The sequence below is a fragment of the Pedobacter sp. ASV12 genome (assembly GCF_016429155.1).
GTDB lineage: Bacteria > Bacteroidota > Bacteroidia > Sphingobacteriales > Sphingobacteriaceae > Pedobacter.
Window position 1 is genome coordinate 1 of sequence record NZ_JAELUC010000279.1, and the last position, 481, is coordinate 481.

Genomic DNA, 481 nt, shown 5'->3' on the forward strand with positions numbered 1-481 from the left:
CCTATTACGCTCGGAATAGCAGCATTCACGAAAATTTCAGAAGAAAAGCCATATATGAACTAATATTTCTCAGTAATGAATTCTACGAGGTCGATTACGAAAATCTTGGAAGAAGAGAGCGACCAGCAGGAAGCCTGGTAGGGTTGGAAAATGATATTCGATTTTATTTCGGGGACTTGTCTGCATTCGAAAGAAACGACGATCTAGAAAATGCGCGAATCATTATAGGTGTACTAGTAGGTGCAATTGGAAATAAACAATCTGATATCAGCCTTGATGAGATTAAAAGATGGTTCCTTGCTTTATTTAAGAAAATCAGCAAAAAGTTGCTTACTGCAACAGATAGCAACGAAAAGTGCAGTCTGCTGGAGCAGAAAGGCATGATGCTCATGGGAATAAATAGGATAAGGGATAGGAGCGCCATCGAATTTCTAGAATATTTTGACGAGATGCTGGCCCTGTCTCTTATACACATCTGACG

The 481-nt window shown here is 39.7% G+C and carries 1 protein-coding gene; it reads left to right on the forward strand.

Features of this window, described 5'->3' with window-relative positions; translation table 11 throughout:
* Positions 1–479 (forward strand): hypothetical protein (locus JHD69_RS20295; protein WP_199142136.1); only part of this gene is annotated, 479 nt, incomplete at its 5' end.
* Positions 480–481: the final 2 nt, after the last annotated feature.